At 43.4% G+C, this 2,334-nt stretch carries 2 protein-coding genes and 4 pseudogenes; 4 read left to right on the top strand and 2 right to left on the bottom strand.

Annotation, left to right across the window (positions count from 1 at the left end):
• Together L2W36_RS27165 and L2W36_RS27170 are read right to left on the bottom strand one after the other, a co-directional pair.
• A partial coding sequence (locus L2W36_RS27165; RefSeq protein WP_236112064.1) for a transposase occupies positions 1 to 161 on the bottom strand: 161 nt, incomplete at its 3' end.
• 719 nt (positions 162 to 880) lie between these two features.
• Positions 881 to 1,103, bottom strand: a pseudogene (locus L2W36_RS27170) (IS6 family transposase); the annotation flags it as partial.
• Positions 1,104 to 1,302: 199 nt separating this feature from the next.
• Here L2W36_RS27170 and L2W36_RS27175 point away from each other — a divergent pair.
• From L2W36_RS27175 to L2W36_RS27190, 4 genes and pseudogenes are all read left to right on the top strand, one after another.
• A pseudogene (locus tag L2W36_RS27175) lies at positions 1,303 to 1,531 on the top strand (BrnT family toxin).
• Positions 1,518 to 1,760: pseudogene (brnA, locus tag L2W36_RS27180) on the top strand (type II toxin-antitoxin system BrnA family antitoxin). The pseudogenes L2W36_RS27175 and brnA overlap by 14 nt, the downstream one beginning before the upstream one ends.
• A gap of 5 nt (positions 1,761 to 1,765) precedes the next feature.
• Positions 1,766 to 1,861 (top strand): annotated as a pseudogene (locus L2W36_RS27185) (IS6 family transposase); the annotation flags it as partial.
• A gap of 65 nt (positions 1,862 to 1,926) precedes the next feature.
• Positions 1,927 to 2,334, top strand: a 408-nt coding sequence (locus L2W36_RS27190) for a CoA transferase (RefSeq protein WP_236112063.1), incomplete at its 3' end; no start/stop codon positions are given.

Raw genomic sequence — 2,334 nt, forward strand, 5'->3', positions numbered from 1 at the left:
GCTAAGTCGCTGAATCGGCGAGGTCTACCACGCTTGCCTTGTTTGTTTTGCTTCCACTCGGCTATCGCTTCCTCATCAATCCAAAAGGTCAGAGAGCCACGGTTGATTAAGGCTTTATTATACTGCTTCCAGTTAGTTGTTTTGTAACGAGGTTTAGGCATGAGACTACGACGATTGATGGGTGTAGCCGATCAGATCGTAGCTTCCTGATTTAGTTCCATCGATTTAAGCAACAAGGTCATTTGCATCCGCAAATCAATTAAACTGCGCCCCTTCGCCATGTAATGGGCTTTCCCCATCTCAGACTACTACGAACGCTCCGCCAGCTTGCCTGTCATTTGGGTCATGCTCCTTTAACATCCAGAACAAGCCTTCCCCGGTTTACCTATCTGAACTCAAACATACTGGGGTGGATGCCGATCGCAATCTTTAACCTTATCGAACTGTAAGGTGATGACGCTCAAACGCTGAATTGTGTTAGCACGTTTGCCCCTTGGTAAGCACACATATATTGCTAACCAAAGTCGGTAAGGGTGCTCCTACATGTAGCCCTCTTACAGCGTCATACTGCCTGATAACTCGTGTAGGCAGTGGCGACGATTCAGCCCATAGATGCGGATTAATCGGTTCATGTTCTTCATCCGTCCAGCACTTAGTCTAGAGAAGCATCTTGGCTTAACGAATTCGCCTCACTTCTCGTTGTCAGCGGGTTACATCACCTTACCAGCATACGGTAAGTCACTGCCGCTCAGACTCATATGCCTGCACAACCAGACATAGCCACAAACACAAATTAGCTCCTGCTATCGCGCTTGTGTATTTCAGATAGATTCGTGGTTCAATTTAGCATTCCTTGCTAGCCCTGAACTCCGGGCACACCATAAGTTTCATCAAGCTGCCACGAAGAGTCGGCTCGAATGAATGACGATGGCGTAGTTTCTTATGTAATGCAGGGCATACTCAACGAACCAGTGATAAATGGTCGAATAATTAACCGAACCCCCTCGCTCTTGTAGCATATCGCTAAGATTGGCATAGCTCATTGGAGTTGAACCATACGAGCGAAGACACCACAGAATGATTTCAGGAACAAAGTGTTTCAGGGTTCTTCATAACAAGCTCAATTAAATGACTTCAATCTGCAGTTTGGCGAAGACTCAGACTTTTTGCAACAAGCCTCTACGAACAATTTTATGCACTCACAGTATGATTGCGTCTAGAGAATGGCTCTGTCACGTATTTATCAGAATTTGCGACAGAACCTCACTTGCCTAACGAGTAAAAAGGGGCTAGTTTTTACTCATGGTTAAATTTGAATTCGATAAAAACAAAAACAGGTCAAGGTTTGTGGAATGACTCTGATCTTATAGATCTCCCTGCAAACTCAAGCGATGAACCTAGATATTTGGTTCTCGGTATGCTTACTGACAAGCATAGGTCTAGTGTCACCACATATCACGGATTAAATGTCAAGATTATTTCAGTCAGACGTTCCCGTAAAGCGGAGGTGAACTTATATGAAAGCGCATGAGTTTGGTGCCAAGTTTGAAAGTGACGATGACATTTTAGGTGATCTAGACCTATCTAAAGTTAAGCGTCCAATGCAAAAACAGAAACGAGTCAATGTTGATTTTCCAGCATGGATGTTTGAGTCATTAGATCGTGAAGCAAGTTGAGTCGGTGTTACTCGGCAGTCGATTACTAAAATTTGGCTAGCTGAAAGGCTTGAAAACGCAGCCCTTCACCACACTTCAAACTAAAGGGCAAACAAAGCCACCGCAGAATAAAAGGTAAAATGCACCAATGTTTAGGATGGAAATCTGGTGAAGAGGCAAAAGCTACACTTGCTGGCATGGACCTGTAGTTGATGATTAAGAATGGACAGCTTAACAAGCCCGGTTAAGTTCAATTATTTAGATACGGGCTTTGGTAAAAAATGCTTACCTAGACTTTACGTTAGAAAAAGACTTGCAACGCTTTTTTGAACTAGTACAGGATGCTGACGTATATGTAAATGGTTATACACCCGGACGCTTGAGTGAAAAGTTTGGTATTACTGAAGAAAAACTTCTTTCGATTAACCCTAATTTAATTATTGTCACTAGTTCTGCGTTTGGCGAAGTAGGCCCATGGAAAGATAGACATGGTTGGGAAAACATTGCGCAAGCAGCGACAGGTTCTGCATTTGATCATGGATTGGAAGATAAACCTGCTTTGTGCCCTTATGGCTTTATCACGGATTATGGTACTGGATTAATGGGAGCTATGGGTATTCTAAAAGCACTTCACAACCGCGCTTTTATTGGTGGTTCACAACATGTTCAGGTGTCTTTA

The organism is Vibrio sp. McD22-P3 (assembly GCF_021568915.1).
GTDB classification, from domain to species: Bacteria; Pseudomonadota; Gammaproteobacteria; order Enterobacterales; family Vibrionaceae; genus Vibrio; species Vibrio mediterranei.